The organism is Anaerolineales bacterium (genome assembly GCA_030583885.1).
Classification (GTDB): domain Bacteria; phylum Chloroflexota; class Anaerolineae; order Anaerolineales; family Villigracilaceae; genus Villigracilis.
Genome location: CP129480.1, coordinates 2,445,222 through 2,464,219, shown reverse-complemented (window position 1 = coordinate 2,464,219; position 18,998 = coordinate 2,445,222). Strand labels below are relative to the sequence as shown.

The following is an 18,998-nucleotide window of genomic DNA, read 5'->3' as shown; positions in this document are numbered from 1 at the left end:
CCTTGCAGGCCGGAAGGTTCCCGTCTATTTCGTAAACCTCTTCTGCCATTCGAACAACTTGTTTAACGCTTGAATTGGCGATAGGGCGTTGATGTCCAGTTCCTTGATCTCATCGAGCAATGGATTTGTTTCGGGGAACAATGCCGCCTGTTGCGCCGCCTGTGGGTTGATTCTCACGCCACGCGCTGCGGACTTTTCCAACTCCGCCATGATCTCGTTCGCACGTCCGATGACGGGCGCGGGCAGGCCCGCCAGTTGTGCGACGTGAATGCCGTACGAGCGGTCCGCGCCGCCGGGGATGATCTTGTGCAGGAAGACCACTTTGTTATCCGCTTCGCTTACAGCGACATTGTAGTTGCGAATGCCGGGCAGAAGGTCAGCGAGTTGAGTCAGTTCGTGGTAATGCGTGGCGAACAGGGTCTTTGCGCGCAAGTGCGGATGGTTGTGAATGTATTCGATGATTCCCCATGCAATTGACAAGCCGTCATACGTCGAAGTACCGCGCCCAATCTCATCGAGTATCAACAAGCTGCGCGACGTGGCGTGATGTAGAATGTTCGCCGCCTCCACCATCTCCACCATGAACGTGGACTGCCCCGCGTGAATTTCATCCTGCGCGCCGATGCGGGTGAAGATGCGGTCAACGAGGCCGATCTTCGCCGAAGCCGCAGGGACGAACGATCCCATCTGCGCCATCAACACGATCAAGGCGGTCTGCCGCAGGTACGTGGACTTGCCGCTCATGTTCGGTCCCGTGATGATGCGCACGATCTCGCCTTTTTCGAAGATGACGTCGTTCGGTATGTATCTGTCTGACTTCAATAATTGTTCCACAACGGGATGCCGTCCATCATGGATGTCCAATCCGCTTCCTTCATGGACCTCGGGCCTGGTGTAACCATTCAAAGCGGATACTTCGCCCAGAGCGGACAGCACATCCAACTCTGCGACAGCCCGCGCAGTGGACAGCAACTGATGCGCCGCTTTAGCCAGTTCAGCACAGATTTCCTTGAACAATCGCAATTCAATTTCGCGGACGCGCTCTTCCGCGTTCAATACCAGCGTTTCGTATTCCTTCATCTCCGGCGTGATGAAGCGTTCGGCATTGACCAATGTCTGCTTGCGGATGTAGTGCGCGGGAGCCTTTTCCGCCGCGCCGCGCGAGATTTCGATGTAATAGCCGAAGACCTTGTTGTATCCAACCTTGAGAGTCTTGATTCCCGTTTTTTGCCTTTCAACGGATTCAAGGTTGGCGATCCAATCCCGCGCATGTTTGGACGCGTCGATTACGCCATCGAGTTCCGCCGAATAGCCCGCGCGGATGATGCCCGTGTTTTGCAGGGTCGCAGGCGGATCATCGTCAATGGCGTTCTGTATTAGAGACAATTGTTCTGCGCAGACTGACCATTTCCCGTTGATTTTGGATGCCTGGCGAGTGACGGTTTCCTTCACGGTGGGGAGTTGCGCCAGCGTGCTTCGCATTGCGATTAGGTCGCGCGGCTGTGCCTGCCCTGCGATGACGCGGTTGACCAGGCGTTCCAAGTCCGCGAGCGGCTTGAGCGCGCTGCGCAATTCCGCGCGGATCATGCCTTGCTGGACGAAGTGTTCCACGCCGTTCTGGCGCTGTTGGATTTTTTCCACATGCAAAAGCGGCTGGCTGACCCATTGCTGGATGAGGCGTTTTCCCATCGGGGTGATGGTCAGATCAAGCGTGCCGAGCAGAGAGCCTTTTCTTTCACCCCGAAGCGTTTCATCCAATTCCAAATTGCGGCGAGTGGAGGCGTCCAGCGTCATGAACTCGTTCAGGCTGTACGAGCGCAGGGAGTTGAGCAGGTTGAGCGCGTCGGGCTGGGTCTCTTTGAGATATTGCACGATCGCCCCCGCCGCACGGACGGAGAGACTGTTGGCTTTCAGTCCAAACCCATCCAAAGTGGAGGCTTTGAATTGTGTCAATAACGTGTCGCGGCATTTGCCAGCTTCGAACTTCCATGAAGGTAACGCGGTGGTGTGACCAGTGACGCCGTCGGGCAGGGTTTGATTATCGGGGTAAAGGATTTCAGCGGGATGGAGTCGCGTCAACTCGGCGCGCAGGGCTTCGAGCGGAAGCTCGGTGACGGCGAATTCTCCAGTGGTGACGTCGGTATAAGAAACAGAAGCAGTTTGCCCGTCGAGAAAAAGCGAGGCGAGATAGTTGTTCGCATCCCCGGGCAAAAGGCTCGGCTCGGTCACGGTCCCAGGCGTGACGACGCGCACCACCTTGCGCGGAAAGATCCCCTTCGCGGGCTGGTCGCCGACCTGTTCGCAGATGGCGACGTGATAACCTTTTTCGATCAGTCGCGCGAGATAATTTTCGACGGCGTGATAGGGGATGCCCGCAAGCGGCACACGCGTGCCGCCGCCGACGGGGCGCGAGGTGAGCACGATGTCGAGTTCGCGGGCGGTGATCTCGGCGTCTTCATCGAAGGTTTCATAGAAATCGCCGAGGCGGAAGAACAGAACGCTGTCGGGATATTCCTTTTTGATATCGAGATACTGCTGGCGGACGGGGGTGACATCATCATTGGGCATAGGGGTGATTTTACTACGACCGAATGACTTGGGCTATAATCTCATGTCAGACCGCACTGGCGTGCGGCGCAAATGTTGCGAGGCGGTGAGTTTCCGCCGAAGCAATCTCATGTTAATTGGAGACTGCTTTGCTACGAACGCTCGCAGTGACATAGGAGCATACGATGTATAAACTCGTTCTCGTCCGACATGGACAAAGCACATGGAATCTCGAAAACCGCTTCACCGGCTGGACGGATGTCGACCTGACCGATCTCGGCAGAGTCGAAGCTGCCGAAGCGGGGAAGCTACTGAAAGATGGTGGATATGATTTTGACATCGCATACACCTCGGTGTTGAAGCGCGCCATCAAAACCCTGAACATCATTCAGGATGGGATGGATCGGGACTGGCTGCCTGTCGTACGTGCCTGGCAGTTGAACGAACGTCATTACGGCGCGTTACAGGGCTTGAACAAAGCCGAGACCGCCAAGGAATACGGCGACGAGCAGGTGAAGATCTGGCGGCGCAGTTATGACGTTCCGCCGCCCGCGCTGGAATTGACCGATGAACGTCATCCCAAATTCGACCGCCGCTACGCTTCGCTGACTCCCGAACAATTGCCGGCCACCGAGTCGCTGAAGATCACGCTGGAGCGGGTTTTGCCATACTGGCATTCCACGCTTGCACCTGATATCAAATCAGGCAGGCGCATAATGATCGTGGCGCATGGCAATTCCATCCGCGCGCTGGTCAAGTTTCTCGATGACATGTCCGAAGCCGATATTGTCGAGTTGAACATCCCAACTGGTTTGCCGCTCGTTTATGAACTGGATAAAAATCTGAAACCGATTCGGAAATATTATCTCGGCGACCCCGAAGAAGCCGCAAAGAAAGCCGCGGCGGTGGCGAATCAGGCAAAGGTGAAGTAAGTTTTCAAACACGACGGACACAAAGGGCACGAAGGTTTTCTCTCGTGTCCTTTGTCATTTAAAGAGTAGAATCTCGGCATGAATCCTGATTTTCTAAATGAACTAAAAAAACGCTTCACTGGCGATCTTCGGCTTGACTCTGCTTCAAAAGTTCTATACGCCACGGATGCTTCGATCTACCAGATCGAGCCGCTGGGAGTTGCCATCCCCAAAACGCAAGAGGACTTACACGCTGCGGTTGAACTTGCCGCCAAATACAAGATCCCGATTCTCCCACGCGGGTCGGGATCATCGCTTGCGGGGCAAGCCATCGGCGAAGCGTTGATCCTGGATTGCTCGCGATGGCTTGATTCCATCGTCGAAATTAATCCCGAAGAACATTACGCGGTTGTAGAGCCTGGCGTGATTCTTTCGAATTTGAACCGCGCCGCCGCCAAGCATGGACTGACCTTCGGTCCCGACCCAGCTTCCGCGGAACGTGCCACAATGGGCGGTGTGATCGGCAACAATGCCACAGGCGCGCACTCGATCCTCTATGGCATGTCCGCGGATCATTTGCTCGAAGCGGATGTGATTCTTGGAGATGGGAGTCTGGCGGTATTTGGTGAATGGAAAATGGAAAATGGTAATGAACGCTTGACCATGATCCATGAAACCATTCACCGAATTCGCGAAAACTACGCCCAAGCCATCAAACGGAACTACCCCAGATCCTGGCGCAACTCGGCGGGGTATCGCATCAATTATCTTTTGCCGTGGAGTCCCTCCATGCCGCCGCAGTGGATTGGAGAGAATTACCCGGCCAACCTGGCACCCTTCGACGCTGCTCAGGGCAAGCCTGATAGCTGGAACCTGGCACCCCTGCTTGCAGGCAGTGAAGGCACGCTGGCTGTCAGCCGCCGCATGAAAGTGAATCTCGTTCCCAGGCTGAAGCAGACTATGTTGGGCGTGCTTTCCTACGACTCCATCGCTGAAGCCTGCGATGATGTGCCACGTTTGCTGGAGTTCAACCCCAGTGCAGTGGAGTTGATCCCGCAGATGATTCTGCACCTGGCGCGCAGTATCCCCGCGTATGCGCGTCAGATGGGCTGGGTGGCCGGGGATCCCGCCGCGGTGTTGGTGGTCGAATTCAGCGGGAGCGAACCGCAGAAATTGAAGGAACAAGTACGTGGTCTCGACGAAATCTCGACCACCAGTAGATTATTGACCATTGCAGAATTCCCCGAAGAGCAGGCCCGCATTTGGAACATCCGCAAGGTGGGATTGGGAATTTTGGATTCGCGTCCGCAGTCTGCGCGGCCGCTGGCGTTCATCGAAGATTGCGCGATTCCTGTTGAGAAGCTGGGCGATTTCGTCCGTGAAGTGGAGCGGATTTTGGATGCGCACGGCACCTATGGCGGGATGTACGCGCACGCGTCGGCGGGCTGTTTGCACATCCGCCCTGTGTTGGACGTACAGCGCAGTGAAGGTGTGCGCGCCATGCGGAGTATCAGCGGGCAGGTCTTTGCGCTGACCATGAGTCTGGGCGGCTCGATGAGCAGCGAGCACGGTGACGGTTTGGCGCGCGGCGAATACATTGAGCGCACGTATGGAAATGAAGTGTCCGGAGCCATGCGTCTTCTGAAACGTGCCGCCGACCCGCATAACATTTTGAACCCGAAAAAGATGTTCGATGCCCCACCGATGGACACGCATTTGCGCTATGATCCACATTTCAAACCGCAAGTTTGGAAGCCAGTTTTACATTTTGAGCACGAACGCGGACTTGCCGGTGCGATCGAGTCCTGCAATGGACAGGGTGTTTGCAGGAAATCCACAGGTGTGATGTGTCCGTCCTTTCAGGCAACGCGGGAGGAAGGATTGAGTACACGGGGGCGGGCGAATTTACTTCGTGGCTTGATGACATCGAATGAACTTGAACCCGCTGTATTTCAAACGCTCGATCTCTGCCTCGCCTGCAAAGGCTGCACGTCGGAATGTCCGAGCGGCGTGGATATGCCGAAGTTGAAATATGAATTCATGAATGAGTATTTCAAAACGCATCGCCGTCCGCTGCGCGATTATCTGTTCGGATATTTTCACATCGTGGCGAAGTGGCTGAGTCCCATTGCCCCGCTGGCGAATTGGTTTATGCGGATGGGTTGGTCGCGGACGTTGATCGCGCGGACTTTGGGACTCGCGGAACAAAGACCGTTTCCCCGATTTGCGGGATCGCGCCTCAAGCCCGACCTGCAAACTGGTCACTCAAAATCGGTCATTTTTCTCTCGGACGTTTTTTCTCATTACATCGAATCCGAAGTGGAAGAAGCCGCCGTTTTCATCTTGAACAAACTCGGTTATGAAGTGATGATCCTGCCCGTGATCGGGGCGGGGGCGTCATTGCTCTCGAAGGGATTCATCCCAGCCGCGCAGCGGCATGCGGAAAACGTGTTGGGCGAAATAAAAAGATTGGGTGGCGAAGCCGGCATCCCCGTAGTCGGATGCGAACCGCCCGAGGTGTATTGCCTCAAGCACGAGTACAAATCCCTGCTGCCGGGTCGCCGCGAAGAAATCCAATCCATCGCACAGCGGGTTTGGTTATTGGACGAATTTGTCTTGCGTGTAGCCAGATCAGGTTTAGATATTCCAAAAGCAAGTAATGTTGCCCAAAAACTGACCTTCCATCCGCACTGCCACCAACGCGCAGAGGGACCTGCGGACGACGGCTTGCCTTCCGGCGTTTCCGCCACCGTTGAAATGCTCAAAGTATTCGGCTTCGATGTGGAGGTGATCGATGCCGGTTGCTGCGGCATGGCCGGCACGTTCGGATACGACGCCGAACATTACGAGCTTTCGATGCGGGTGGGGGAGCTGGGCGTGTTTCCGAAAATAAGAGAGCAGGGAATAGTGAATAGTGGATTGGTATCCAGCGGCGCGGCGTGCCGGTTGCAGATTCAACATGGCGCGGGAGTCGAGGCGCGGCATCCGCTGCTGGTGGTGAGGGACGTGATGCGAAAGGGCAATGCAACTCTTAAAATATAAATTTTCACCGTATAATTGGAAAATCCCAAACATGAGGTGGGACTTTGCGAAAGATTTCCGAAGATCGCACCCGCAAGGAAATGATCGACCCGCAGCTGGAACAGGCGGGTTGGTATCTACGCGATCATTCCAAGGTGAAGATCGAAATCCCTGTGGATGGTTATGATAAAGAGCCGTGGAACGGGGTTTCAGATTACTGCTTGTACCGCGAAAATGGGGAAGTGTTGGCGGTCGTGGAAGCCAAGAAAACAGTTATTGATGTTCGCCTGGCGGAAGCACAACTCACCTATTACGTGACCGAGATCGAGAAGCATCAAAGTTTCCGTCCATTTGGCTTTCTGGTTAATGGATTGGAAATCTATTTTGTAGATGTCGGCATTTCAGCAAAGCGTGAAGTGTTCGGCTTCTTCACGCGGGAAGATCTGGAAAACCTGCTATACATTCGCCAGAATGCAAAGCCGCTCAGTTCTGTTGAAATTAACAACAAGATCGTTGACCGTTCCTACCAGCACGAAGCCATCCGCCGCGTGGGAGAGGCATTCACAAACGGAAAACGCAAAGCCTTGATCGTCATGGCAACAGGGACAGGCAAGACGCGCACCACGATGGGCTTGATCGATGTGTTCATGCGCTCCAATCAGGCACGGCGGATTTTATTCGTGGCTGACCGCGATGCACTCGTTGAGCAGGCAAAGGATGATGGCTTCGAGAAATTCATTCCCAATGAACCCTGTACCCGCCTACATAGTTGGGACGACCCGAATGCGCGCACGCAGCGCTTGTACGCGGTAACACTCCAAACGCTGAGCAATATCTTCGAGCAGTTCTCTCCCGCCTTCTTTGACTTGATCGTCTTCGATGAAGTCCATCGCTCGATCTACAACAAGTTCAACGAAGTACTTGAGTATTTCGACGCCCGTCAGGTGGGACTGACCGCCACGCCCGCCAATTACATCAACCGCGATACCTTCCTTGCCTTCGATTGCACGGAAGGCAAGCCGACCTATCTCTACACCTACGAACAAGCCATCGAAGACAAATATCTCGTGGACTATGAACTCTACGCGGCGCGGACCAAGTTCCAGCGGCAGGGCATTCATGGCGTGGACTTGACCGAGGAAGAGCGCAACGCCCTGATCGAAAAGGGACTTGACCCCGACGACATTAACTACGAAGGCACGGAGCTGGAAAGGGAAGTCAGCAACCGCGACACGCTGCGCAAACAATGGGAAGAAATTTGGGAAGTGTGCAAGAAAGACTCTTCGGGGCAGTTGCCTGGCAAGACGATTGTCTTTGCAATGACACAACCGCATGCCCTGCGCTTGCAGGCTGCCTTTGATGAGATGTATCCGCAGTTCCCGAATTTGACTAAGGTCATCACGCATAAATCAGAATATCGCGGCACGCTGGTGGATGCGTTCAAGAAGAAGGACGAGCCGCGCCTTGCCATTTCTGTGGACATGCTCGATACGGGTATTGACGTTCCCGAAGTGGTCAATCTCGTGTTCATGAAGCCTGTGCAATCGCCGATCAAGTTACAGCAGATGATTGGGCGTGGGACGCGGGTTCAGGCGGCGTGTCGTAACTTGGCTTTACTGCCGAACTTCGAGAAGAAGGATTTTCTCATCATTGATTTTTGGGAGAATAACTTCAGCCGAGACGCCAAGGAAGTTGTTGATGTATCCACGCCTGTGTTGGTGACAATCTTCAATACACGCTTGAAACTGCTAGAGACCTATTTCAAAGACCAGAAAGACCCCGATTGCAAACAAGTGATTGCAGACCTGCGCGATCAGATTCAACAAATCCCAACTGACTCTTTTACCATTCGCAAGCACATGCCAGAGATCGAAGAAGCATGGACAGATGCCTTCTGGGACTATTTAATTCCCAGCAAGATCGAATTCCTGAAATTGAAAGTCGCCCCGCACCTGAGGCTCGTCCCTGGCGTGGACGTTGCCGCGGCGACCTTCATCAGTAAAGTGGAACGCTTGAAGCTGCTCAAGCGCACGGGCAAGGAAGCCAGTGGAACCATTCAATCCATTGTGGAAGATGCGCAGAGTTTACGCGACACAATTTTGTCTGACGGTGAAATCAAAGCAAAGAGCATGTGTGTCCCTGAAAAACTGGTTGAATTCTCGAACAACGAATTGAATTTGCTTCGAGATGTTCTTTCACCGTGTATGAAAAACAAAATGCGTTATGACTCTTTCCTTGAACTCGATTTACTGGATTCCATCGCCATCAGTGGCTACATTTTGCTCACCAAAAGCGGAGAGAAAATGTACGTGGCGGAATACCGTCGCTTGGTGGAAGCCCGCATTTTGGAACTGGTTACCAACCACCCGACAATTAAAGCCATTCAGCAGGGACAAAAGATTGACGACTGGCAACTGCTCGAACTGGAGCGCACGCTGACCAAGGAACTAGGCGAAGGCGATCTGGAAGTGACGCCCGAAAACTTGAAGAAGGTCTTTGCTCATACCGCCGATAGTTTTCTCGGCTTGGTGCGCCAGGTGCTGGACATGCAGTACCTGCCCGATTACAAGGATTTGGTGGCGCGGCAGTTTGAAGCCTACGTGACCCAGCACTCGCCAGCGTACAACGCCGACCAAATTCGCTTTTTGCGTGCCGTGCAAAGTGTATTCTTGCAGAAGCGCCATCTCGAAACCGCTGACCTATATGATGCGCCTGCTATAGTTGGATTTGGTCAAGATGCAGTGGAACGCTGGTTTACAGAAAATGAAGTTAGTGAGATCGTTGCCTTTGCAAATCGGTTGGAAGTCTAATTCGGGAAGGTTTTTATGGCAAAGAAAAAAGATTTACTTGCTATTTTTTCTGACAAGCCCGCGCGCAAAGACTTGTTGAATTTTAAGGACTATTCCAATTTGCTGGCAAATGTCATCACGAATAGTGAGACACCTTCAACCATTGGAATTTTTGGCGAATGGGGCAGCGGCAAAACAAGTCTTATGCTTATGATTGAAGAACTTCTCCAGAAGAAGGGAATCAAGACAATTTGGTTTAATGCTTGGAAATACGACAAAGAAGAAGCACTTTGGAGAGCATTGATTCTGAGCATTGTTCGCGGACTAAACACTGGACAAAAAGAAATAGACGATACGACTTTGAAATTGTATGAGGCTGTGTCAACAGAAAAACTTGGACAAGTTCAAATTGATTGGATTGAAATTGGAAAAACACTGATGAAAGGCGCTGCGTTCTTAGTTGCGCCTTTATTTTTGATACCTGGAATCGCCAATGCGTTTGCAAATGCAAGTTTTCTCGATCAAGTGTCTGATGCTTTTACCCGCAGAAAAATACAACAAAGCCGAGAAAGAATTTCATCAATTGAGCAATTTGAAGAATATTACAAGCAACTTGTGAGTAAACATATTAGTGGTGATGAGCGAATTGTTATTCTTATTGACGATTTAGATAGATGCGTACCAGTTCGTTCATTAGACGTGCTTGAAGCGCTAAAATCTTTTTTGGATGCAACAGGATGTGTTTATGTTGTCGCTTGTGATACTCGATTAATAAATCAGGGACTTTTGGAAAAATATGATAATAAGAGCGGAATTCACGTCGACGAATACTTAGCAAAGATAGTTCAATTCTCGTTTGCTATCCCGCCAATAAGAGTCGAAGATGCAGAAAAGTTCATAAAAAATTTTGGGTTGAGTGTTGATTCTCTGGAAATACGTCGGCTAATTGCAACAACTATTGAACGAAACCCAAGAAAACTCAAGAGGTTTTTGAGCGATTTAACAATAAAAACGCAATTAGTAAAAACCAGAAAATTATTACTAAAACCCGAAAACCTTGTAAAAATGTCTTGCATAGCATTGGCATGGAAAGAGTTTTGGCAGGCAACGCTTAAAGACGTGACCGTGTTCACTCGCGCTCAGAATATAGCAATGTCAGAAAAAGGGGTTGAGAAATCCCCTGACGACATCGAGTTCGAGAAGATTTTCCATATTGACAATCGCCTACAAGAGTTACTCCGCACTGCGCCTTCAGTTACAGATGCAGATTTGCATGAATATATTTTCTTGTCTACAGCTACATCCCTAGGTTCTTTCAAATCATCATTTACAGATGATGCACAGTCAAAAGCAACCACAAGAGGATTGTCGTCTTCAGAGATAGGCGACATTGTAATTAGTGATAAGCAAAAAGCGATATTGAGTAATGTTATTAAAGCGATTAGGCAAAATGAGTTCCTTATCTCTATAAAGGGAATGCCAGGATCAGGAAAGACTACCTTACTTCGAGTTTTGGAGAATACTGAGTCTGGGGATTTTGTTGCAGTGTACGTAAGGATGGATGGAATATTGAAATATGTTGCTCCAGAGCTTGTTAACTGGATGATTGAATTAGGTCGGAGAATTTCGCAGGAATTAAGTCAAAAGGGATTTCAAGTGCGTTTTCAATTTGATGAAAACAACTTTAGTATATTAAATTTCATTAAATTCTTGAGTGAAGCTACCTTTGCGATTAAGAATAGGCAACTGTTAATAATGCTTGACGAGTATGATGCTATGCCAAGTAGCGCACGCGATATTTTCGATGACCAGTTTATTCAGGTTTTTGACCCTGTTTTTTCAACGAACCCAAAAATTACTGTGATCGTTTGCGGGAGGGAACTCCGATACACAGATAAGTCACCAATGCAGATGGCTAATCTAGCTATAAACATAAGCGAAACAACAATCGAGGATTTTGCTCAAGAATATGAAAGGATCATTTCTTTGCCTACGACAGATTACGATCATGGCGAAGCGTTTAGACTTTTGTTCTTGTTTGAAAACGAACTTCGGCATTTGATTTCAAACCAATTTAATAAGAAAGATTGGTGGCAGCAAGGAGTTCCTCAGGATCTTTATTTTAAGGCGAAATATAGGATAGGAAATATGGAAAATGTGGGGGAAAGGTTGAGTGTGTTTTCTTTAGGTGAATTGTTTAAGATTATCTTGTCAAGCGATAATTGGGATCGTTTCTTCAATGAAATATTTGGTGATAGAAATGCTTTGTTGGCAAAATCGTCTTTAATAGTCAAGGCTAGAAACAGTATTGCTCATTCAAGAACTTTGTCTTTATACGAAATGGAACAATTAGTGTCTTCGGTAAAAGAATTGCTGGAAATTGTTCACAACCAAAATCTGAAAGCTTAAACCCCTCATGCTAACCGACCCTAAACTTCGCTCGCAAGTAGATGCCCTCTGGGATAAGTTCTGGACGGGGGGACTCTCTAACCCGCTCGATGCGATCGAGCAGTTTTCGTATTTGTTGTTCTTGAAGCGGCTGGATGACCGCGAGAACGCGGCTGAGAGGCAGGCAAAACGCAAGGGGACGACGTATCAGCCGTCGGTTAAGAGGGAGATGCGTTGGGGGTATTGGACGCAGATGAAGGCGGAGGAGGCGTTGAGTCATCTGAAGAATGTAGTGTTCCCAGGGTTGGTCGAGTTGGCTGATGTGAAGTCGTCGTTTGGGGAGTATATGAAAGGGGCGCAGTGTAAGATCAATAAGGCGGGGTTGTTGATCGAGGCGTGTAATTTGATCGATCAGATGAAGATCGCGGAGCAGAATCAGGATGTGCAGGGCGATCTGTATGAGTATATGCTGGGTCACATGCAGTTTGCGGGGCGCGGTGGACAGTTCCGCACGCCGCGGCATATTATCCGCATGATGGTGCAGATGGTGGATCCGAAGCCGCGCGAGCGCATTGGCGATCTGGCGGGCGGGACGGGCGGGTTTCTCGTCAACGCGCACCAGTATATTTTGGAGAAGCATACATCGGCGGGGATTTTGGAGTACGATGCCGAGGGGCAGGCACACCATCTGATTGGCGACCAGTTGTCGGCGGCGGAAAGATCGTTCATGTCGACGAAGAAATATTTGCGGGGTTTCGATAATGATTCGGGGATGACCATCCTGCGGATCGGGTCGATGAATCTAATGCTGCACGGGATCGAGTCGCCGCAGTTCTATTACATGGATTCGCTGTCGAAGTCGTTCGATGATGAGCGCGAGTATGACGTGATCCTGATGAATCCGCCGTTCAAGGGCGCGGTGGATAAGGGCGGCGTTCATCCCACGCTGCCAGCGGACACGACGAAGAGCGAGTTGCTTTTTCTGCATTTGATTTTGCGGGCGCTGGATATGGGCGGACGGGCGGCGGTGATCGTGCCCGATGGGGTGCTGTTCGGGTCGAGCCGCGCGCATGTGGAGGTGCGTCGCAGGATCATAGAGGAGAATCGGCTGGACGGGGTGGTGTCGATGCCTTCGGGTGTGTTCAAGCCGTACGCGGGGGTGAGCACGGCGGTTCTGTTCTTCACGCGCGGCGCGCAGACGAAAGATATTTGGTTCTATGATATGGCGCACGATGGTTTTTCGCTGGACGATAAGCGGGTGGCGATTGATGAGAATGATATTCCCGATGTGGTGAATTGTTGGGAGAAGCGGACGAATAAGAAGTTCGTGGAAAGTAGAAAGTTGCGCGTGGATGAATTGCGGACTTTGCTTGCGCCGTTGAAAGAGGAAAGACGAAAGATGCAGGCGGAGATTAATCGCCTCACCTTCGACCATGTGATTGGTTCTGCTTCGAGTGGCATTTCAACCCCCTCCGCCTTCGGCACCTCCCCCAAATCCGACATGGAAACTTTGGATGACAACCAAGATAAAACTGTCGTATTTGGGGGAGGACGGGTGGGGGCTGATTTATCTGCCGCGCAAACGCGCCTGTCGAATATCGAATCTCAAATCTCTGCTCCCCAATCTGAATTGGATCGTCTGACCCGCCAGTTCTGGGTGACGAAGGAGCAGGTGAAGGCAAACAAGTACGATCTCTCTGCCAGCCGCTACCGTCAAGTGGATGCGGACGCCGTTTATCACGAGAAGCCGTCTGTGACGCTGGAACGGTTGGCAAAGTTGGAAAGTGTGATGCTTGATGAAATAAAAGAACTTGGAAAATTGGTAAATGGTAAGTAGTAATTTGGCTGATTGGCAAAAAGTAACTTTTGAAGATGCTTTCACCGATATTACAGCGAAAGCCACAAAAGTAGACCAAAGTGAGTTTTTGCACTCTGGTAAATATCCAATTGTCGATCAAGGTCAAAATTTTATTGCAGGTTACACAGACGATGAAGAATTAGTTTGGGGAGATAATTTACCAGTTGTTATTTTTGGCGACCACACAAGAATTTTGAAATACGTTGATTTCCCATTTGTTCTTGGAGCAGACGGAACGAAAGTACTTAAGCCAAACAAAGATATTCTTCCATTATTTGCTTACTATCAATTATTGAGTTTTGATATTCCTTCTGCTGGTTACAGTCGTCATTTCAAATTTCTGAAAGACTATAAGTTTCAATATCCTTCGATGGATGAGCAAAAGCGAATTGCGTCCCTGCTGAGGCGCGCTGACCATCTGCGTCAACTGCGGCGTACTGCGCACGATCTCGGCGATGCCCTGCTCCAGTCCGTGTTTTTGGAGATGTTTGGTCACGTAAGAGTAAATGATAAAAAATGGGAATTGGCGAGATTTGAAGATGTTTGCGAAACTCGGTTAGGCAAAATGTTGGACGACAAAAAACAAACTGGCAAAAACAAGCGTCCTTATTTGCGAAACTTCAATGTTCGATGGCATAGTCTCGATTTATCTGATATTGCCGAAATGGATTTTGATGAAAAGGACCGAAAAGAATTTCGACTTCAATATGGCGATGTTTTGATTTGCGAAGGCGGAGAAGTTGGTCGAGCCGCAATTTGGCGTAATGAAATGGAAGAATGTTATTTTCAAAAGGCATTACATCGGGCACGCCCTAATTCAAAATTAGCAAATCCAGAATACATTGTTCATTTACTTTGGTGGATGGCGCAAAGTGGTGGCTTGGTTGATTCAACTTCACAAGTTACGTTTGCACATTTGACTGGTGAAAAACTGAAAGAATTGGCAATCCCTGTCCCACCGCTGAGCCTGCAAGAAGAGTTTGCGGGCGTGGTGGCGCGGGTCGAGTCCCTGCGTGGGCGGATGGGCGAGTCCACGCGGCAGGTGGAGGGGTTGTTTGAGAGTCTGCTGGCGGAGAGTTTTGGGTGAAGACCGTCCACGAATTTTTCACGAATGCACGAATGGATGACTCGCGGTTCGAGTATTCGTGGTTCCATTCGTGGATGATTTCCTTTGCGCATGTTGAGTCCCTGCGGGGGCGGATGGGGGAGAGTGAGAGACAGGTCGACGGGTTGTTTGAGAGTCTGCTGGCGGAGGCGTTCAATGGGCAGGGCGACTCTTCCATGCCGTCCGTCGTCATATCAAGCAGAAAAGTCTTGCCAGACGGGATGAGGGTCAATCCCTGGCGAGTCACCCTGCTTTGCGTGAAAAGGTTTGCTGCTGACTTTTGTGTAAAATGGACGATAGGCCATTCTAACAAATCGGCTGACAACTACTTGTAAGGAGTACACATGGAAAGTATCTACGGTTCCTTTTTTTGCCTCATTGCTGCAATATTCATTGTAATGTTCATCTCGCTTGCTACTGCCATTCGCATTGTGCGCGAGGATACACGCCTGACCGTCTATCGTCTCGGGCGGAATATCGGCGACAGGGGCCCTGGGCTTGTGCTGCTCATCCCGTTTATCGATAAGGGAGAATTTAAAAAACTGGGTGGCTTGGAAAAAGAACCGAGCGACCGCCCGGTTGGAGCGGTGGGCGAAACACTCACGACCGTTTTCCGGGATGGAAAGGTTCTGGTCTCGAACGGAGAATGGGATGCCGTCAGCCAGGCCCCAATTGCCTCCGGTCGGCGCGTGCGCGTGGTCCGCATGCTGCTCGAAGTGGAAGAGGAATAAATGCCGCTGTTGAGGCATTAGCACACTATTCCCTGTCCTTGATGGTCCAAACCCTTGATATGCGGGCGCGGCAGTGTAGAATCGAACCTGTGCCGGAGTACCCGATGGAGGCTGTATGGCAGAGGAAACCGGAAAATACCGCTCGATTGCAACCCTGAATGTGCGTGAAGCGCCCAGTGCCTCCTCCAAGGCGTTGGGCAGGCTGGTGGTTGACGAGGTCATCGAGAAGATCGGCGAATCGGAGGACGGTCAGTGGATTCAATTTCGCTTCAAAGACGCGGAGGCATGGTCGTCGGCGAAGTTCCTCGCGAAAGTCCCCTACATCCCGCCGCCGGGCGAGGATTTTCCCTGGATGGCAATCGCGGAGGCGGAGCAGGGAATCAGCGAGATCCCCGGGCGCGGGAACAATCCTCGTGTGCTGGAGTACCTGCGTTCCACAGAGAACCTGGGCACGCACGCCCTCTCCCGTGACGAAACGCCCTGGTGCTCCGCATTTGTGAATTGGTGCCTTCAGCAGGCGGGCTATGAACCTACGAAAAACGCGCTTGCCAGATCCTGGTTGTATTGGGGGCAGGAGGTCGAAACGCCTCGCAGAGGCTGTATTGTCATCTTTCGGCGCGAGAGGATCTATGGTCATGTCGGCTTCTATCTTGGAGAGACAGAGACTCACATCAAAGTGCTGGGCGGCAATCAGCACAATCCGCAGACGAAGATATTTGAAGTAAGTGAAAAATATTATCCAAAATCCGAGTTGATGGGGTATCGAATCCCAAAATAAGCGCCCTGGACGGGGAGTGACGAAAAGGATGGGCTTTCATAGACCACGAAGCCACAAAGGCTCGAAGACTCAAAGGTTTCTTGACGGCTTTGTGTTTTAGCGCCTTCGTGGTTAGCCCACGAAATTAGCCACTCCCCTGGACGAAGATGCGTCTCCGCCCGTGATGCGTGATATAATCATCGATATAACTCACAGGATCGACGGGTTCCAACTGCCAGTCCTTTAAAAGGGGTGGCGGTTTTCTTTTTTTCAAGACCAGACAAGGAGGCTACGATGGAATTCCAGACGGGTGATAATGTCGTCCACTGCACCCATGGGCTCGGGCGGGTGCTTGCGATCGAGGAACGCGTCTTCTTCGACAAGATCACCTCCTACTACATGGTCCAAATGGCGGACCTGACCATCTGGGTCCCTGCCGATGATAAGTTGAAACGCCGCCTGCGTTTTCCGAACAACACGGCCGGTTTCCGGAAGCTGCTTTCCATCCTGTCGAGTCCCGCGGAACCGCTCCCGGATGACCGCCGTCAGCGCAACCTGCAGGTGTCCGAGATGCTGGAGGACGGCAAGGCAGAGTCCCTTTGCAAGGCGATTCGTGACCTTTCCGCCAACCGTCAATCCCGCTCCTGGAGCGAATCGGATAACGCATTAATGCGGCGCGCCCAGAAGGCGCTGATCGGGGAATGGAGTTTTGTTTTCTCGATCACGCCGCTCGAAGCGGAGAAGGAACTTCAGCGGTTGTTGTTGCGTTAAATGGATCGACAGGATAAAGAAAAAAACTGATAAGAATATAAAAAGAAGACCCGCATGCGCGGGTCTTCTTTTTATATTTCAAAGGGTGCTTATTCCGAGGGGATCATGATCATCGCGATCAGGTAGATCAGTATCCCCGGCACGCCGCCCGGGATCAGTGCGATCACCAGCGCGAGGCGGAACCAGAAGGAACTGATCCCGAAGAATTCGGCGAGTCCCCCGCACACGCCGGCCACAATGCGGTTGCGTTTCGATCTGCGCAGGGGATGTCGTTGAACGGTCATTGCTATCTCCTTTCGTTATTCGAATTACTATACGCCGAAAATTCTAAAAAGTTGCGGTTCCCTCCCCTAAAATTAACGCTTCCTAAATATATTTATTCCCCTGCTTGCGACTTAAAGGTAAAATCACACCCATGATTGAAGATGTATTGGATGATCTGGCTTATCTTTATGGTTCCGGGAAAGCGCCCGAAGTAGATATCCGTCTACAGGAGATCATGGCAGGGTACCGCACGCGCCTGTCCGCGCGGGAGGGGGGAGTCACAGAACGGGATGCGATCCTGATCACGTATGGCGATCAGGTTAAAAGGCCGGGCGAGGCGCCGCTGCGAACGCTGGGCACATTTTGCCGCCATCACCTACGGGATGTTGTCAGCGGGATTCACATCCTGCCGTTCTATCCCTGGACTTCGGATGATGGTTTTTCGGTCGTGGATTACCGCGCGATTGATCCTGCGCTGGGGGATTGGGATGATGTCGCGGCGATGCGGGACGATTTCCGCTTGATGTTCGACGCAGTCGTCAATCATATTTCATCGCAGAGCGAGTGGTTTCAAAAGTTTTTACAGGACGACCCGCAGTACAAAGATTACTTTATCGTGATGGACGGCGGCGAGCCGAATCTTTCGCAGGTCGTCCGTCCGCGCGCGCTGCCATTACTGACCTCGTTTCAAACACCTTCGGGGGAGAAGAAGGTTTGGACGACTTTCAGTGACGACCAGATTGATCTCGATTTCAAAAACCCCGCTGTGTTGTTGGAGATCATCGACATCCTTCTGATGTATGCCGAACGCGGCGCGGACTTTATCCGCCTCGATGCGATCGCGTATCTGTGGAAGCAGACCGGCACGCCCTGCATTCACCTGCCGCAAACGCACCGCATCATTCAACTCATGCGCGCGGTGCTCGATGAGATTGCGCCGCATGTGCAATTGATCACCGAGACCAATGTGCCGCACGCCGATAACATCTCCTATTTCGGCGACGGCGCGAACGAAGCGCAGATGGTCTACAACTTTGCCCTGCCGCCGCTGACGCTGCATACCTTCCACATGGGCGATGCACACATTCTTTCGGATTGGGCAGACTCGCTGACCCTGCCTTCCGATAAGACGACCTTCTTCAACTTTCTCGCCTCACACGACGGGGTGGGCTTGAATCCTGCTCGTGGAATTTTATCCACCGCTGACAGCGACTCGCTCGTGCAAATGACTCTCGCGCACGGCGGCTTGATCTCGTACAAACAGAATCCCGACGGCTCGCAAAGCCCGTATGAAATGAACATCAACTTCTTCGATGCGCTTTCAAACCCACATGGTGACGAACCGCTGAGTTTGCAAATAGACCGTTTTATTGCGGCGCAGGCCATCATGCTTTCTCTGGTCGGCGTGCCTGGGATTTACTTCCACAGTCTGTTTGGCTTGCGCAATTGGTCGGAGGGTGTGAAGCAGACAGGTCGCAACCGCACCATCAACCGCCAGAAGTGCGATTTTGATTCCCTGCAGCGCAATCTTGCCAACCCGTCATCCCTGCGTTCGCAAGTCTTTTCCCGCTATCGTGACCTGCTCCGGGCGCGGAGACGTTCGCCCGCGTTTCATCCGCATGGCGGACAAAACGTGCTTGACCTGCACAAGTCAGTCTTTGCCGTAGCGCGGACTTCGCCCGACGGAACGTCTCGCGCTATTTGCCTGCACAACGTCAGCGCGGATACAATAACGCCCACTACGCCATTTGAAAGCGCGAAAGATTTACTGACTGGAAACATCGTGAACGGAACATCCTTGTCGCTCAACCCTTATCAAATTCTTTGGGTTACAAGAACCTAAGGGTTTTCAAAAC

At 51.4% G+C, this 18,998-nt stretch carries 12 protein-coding genes; 10 read left to right on the top strand and 2 right to left on the bottom strand.

The annotated features are described in order from the left end of the window. Positions 1–24: 24 nt before the first annotated feature. Positions 25–2,568 carry a DNA mismatch repair protein MutS gene (gene mutS, locus QY332_12265; protein ID WKZ34387.1) on the bottom strand — a complete coding sequence of 848 codons (2,544 nt, stop codon included), beginning with the start codon at positions 2,566–2,568 and terminating at the stop codon, positions 25–27. A gap of 164 nt (positions 2,569–2,732) precedes the next feature. Between mutS and gpmA the strand changes: the two genes are divergently transcribed. From gpmA to QY332_12220, 9 genes are all read left to right on the top strand, one after another. After that, positions 2,733–3,479 (top strand): 2,3-diphosphoglycerate-dependent phosphoglycerate mutase, encoded by a 747-nt coding sequence (gene gpmA, locus QY332_12260; protein WKZ34386.1) that lies wholly within the window; start codon positions 2,733–2,735, stop codon positions 3,477–3,479. Positions 3,480–3,557: 78 nt separating this feature from the next. Further along, entirely contained in the window at positions 3,558–6,500 is a 2,943-nt protein-coding gene (locus QY332_12255; GenBank protein ID WKZ34385.1) for an FAD-linked oxidase C-terminal domain-containing protein, read from the top strand. A 44-nt stretch (positions 6,501–6,544) separates the two neighbouring features. Beyond that, complete coding sequence (locus tag QY332_12250; GenBank protein ID WKZ34384.1) at positions 6,545–9,289, top strand: DEAD/DEAH box helicase family protein; 2,745 nt, start codon at positions 6,545–6,547, stop codon at positions 9,287–9,289. A gap of 15 nt (positions 9,290–9,304) precedes the next feature. Continuing rightward, a complete protein-coding gene (locus QY332_12245) occupies positions 9,305–11,677 on the top strand; it encodes a P-loop NTPase fold protein (protein WKZ34383.1) in 2,373 nt (790 codons plus the stop codon). 7 nt (positions 11,678–11,684) lie between these two features. Next, positions 11,685–13,493, top strand: coding sequence for a class I SAM-dependent DNA methyltransferase (locus tag QY332_12240; protein ID WKZ34382.1), 1,809 nt, complete (start codon positions 11,685–11,687; stop codon positions 13,491–13,493). Then, entirely contained in the window at positions 13,483–14,601 is a 1,119-nt protein-coding gene (locus QY332_12235; protein WKZ34381.1) for a restriction endonuclease subunit S, read from the top strand. Before QY332_12240 ends, QY332_12235 begins: the two co-directional genes overlap by 11 nt. Positions 14,602–14,963: 362 nt before the next feature. Then, a complete protein-coding gene (locus QY332_12230) occupies positions 14,964–15,350 on the top strand; it encodes an NfeD family protein (GenBank protein ID WKZ34380.1) in 387 nt (128 codons plus the stop codon). A 115-nt stretch (positions 15,351–15,465) separates the two neighbouring features. Beyond that, on the top strand, positions 15,466–16,128 hold the full coding sequence (locus tag QY332_12225) for a TIGR02594 family protein (protein ID WKZ34379.1): 663 nt from the start codon (positions 15,466–15,468) through the stop codon (positions 16,126–16,128). Positions 16,129–16,401: 273 nt separating this feature from the next. Continuing rightward, positions 16,402–16,878: a CarD family transcriptional regulator gene (locus QY332_12220; GenBank protein ID WKZ34378.1), complete on the top strand. Its 477-nt coding sequence runs from the start codon at positions 16,402–16,404 to the stop codon at positions 16,876–16,878. An 89-nt stretch (positions 16,879–16,967) separates the two neighbouring features. Here QY332_12220 and QY332_12215 read toward each other — a convergent pair whose 3' ends face one another. Further along, positions 16,968–17,162, bottom strand: coding sequence for a PspC domain-containing protein (locus QY332_12215; protein ID WKZ34377.1), 195 nt, complete (start codon positions 17,160–17,162; stop codon positions 16,968–16,970). A gap of 131 nt (positions 17,163–17,293) precedes the next feature. On the opposite strand from QY332_12215, the gene QY332_12210 reads away from it, so the two are divergent. Further along, positions 17,294–18,985 carry a sugar phosphorylase gene (locus tag QY332_12210; GenBank protein WKZ34376.1) on the top strand — a complete coding sequence of 564 codons (1,692 nt, stop codon included), beginning with the start codon at positions 17,294–17,296 and terminating at the stop codon, positions 18,983–18,985. Positions 18,986–18,998 lie beyond the last annotated feature (13 nt).

What these genes read in the sequence shown, in the direction of transcription:
- gpmA (WKZ34386.1), top strand. Translation starts at nt 2,733, where the DNA reads ATGTATAAACTCGTTCTCGTCCGACATGGACAAAGCACATGGAATCTC.
- QY332_12210 (WKZ34376.1), top strand. Translation starts at nt 17,294, where the DNA reads ATGATTGAAGATGTATTGGATGATCTGGCTTATCTTTATGGTTCCGGG.
- QY332_12240 (WKZ34382.1), top strand. Translation starts at nt 11,685, where the DNA reads ATGCTAACCGACCCTAAACTTCGCTCGCAAGTAGATGCCCTCTGGGAT.
- QY332_12220 (WKZ34378.1), top strand. Translation starts at nt 16,402, where the DNA reads ATGGAATTCCAGACGGGTGATAATGTCGTCCACTGCACCCATGGGCTC.
- QY332_12225 (WKZ34379.1), top strand. Translation starts at nt 15,466, where the DNA reads ATGGCAGAGGAAACCGGAAAATACCGCTCGATTGCAACCCTGAATGTG.
- QY332_12230 (WKZ34380.1), top strand. Translation starts at nt 14,964, where the DNA reads ATGGAAAGTATCTACGGTTCCTTTTTTTGCCTCATTGCTGCAATATTC.
- QY332_12255 (WKZ34385.1), top strand. Translation starts at nt 3,558, where the DNA reads ATGAATCCTGATTTTCTAAATGAACTAAAAAAACGCTTCACTGGCGAT.
- QY332_12245 (WKZ34383.1), top strand. Translation starts at nt 9,305, where the DNA reads ATGGCAAAGAAAAAAGATTTACTTGCTATTTTTTCTGACAAGCCCGCG.
- mutS (WKZ34387.1), bottom strand. Translation starts at nt 2,568, where the DNA reads ATGCCCAATGATGATGTCACCCCCGTCCGCCAGCAGTATCTCGATATC.
- QY332_12215 (WKZ34377.1), bottom strand. Translation starts at nt 17,162, where the DNA reads ATGACCGTTCAACGACATCCCCTGCGCAGATCGAAACGCAACCGCATT.
- QY332_12235 (WKZ34381.1), top strand. Translation starts at nt 13,483, where the DNA reads ATGGTAAGTAGTAATTTGGCTGATTGGCAAAAAGTAACTTTTGAAGAT.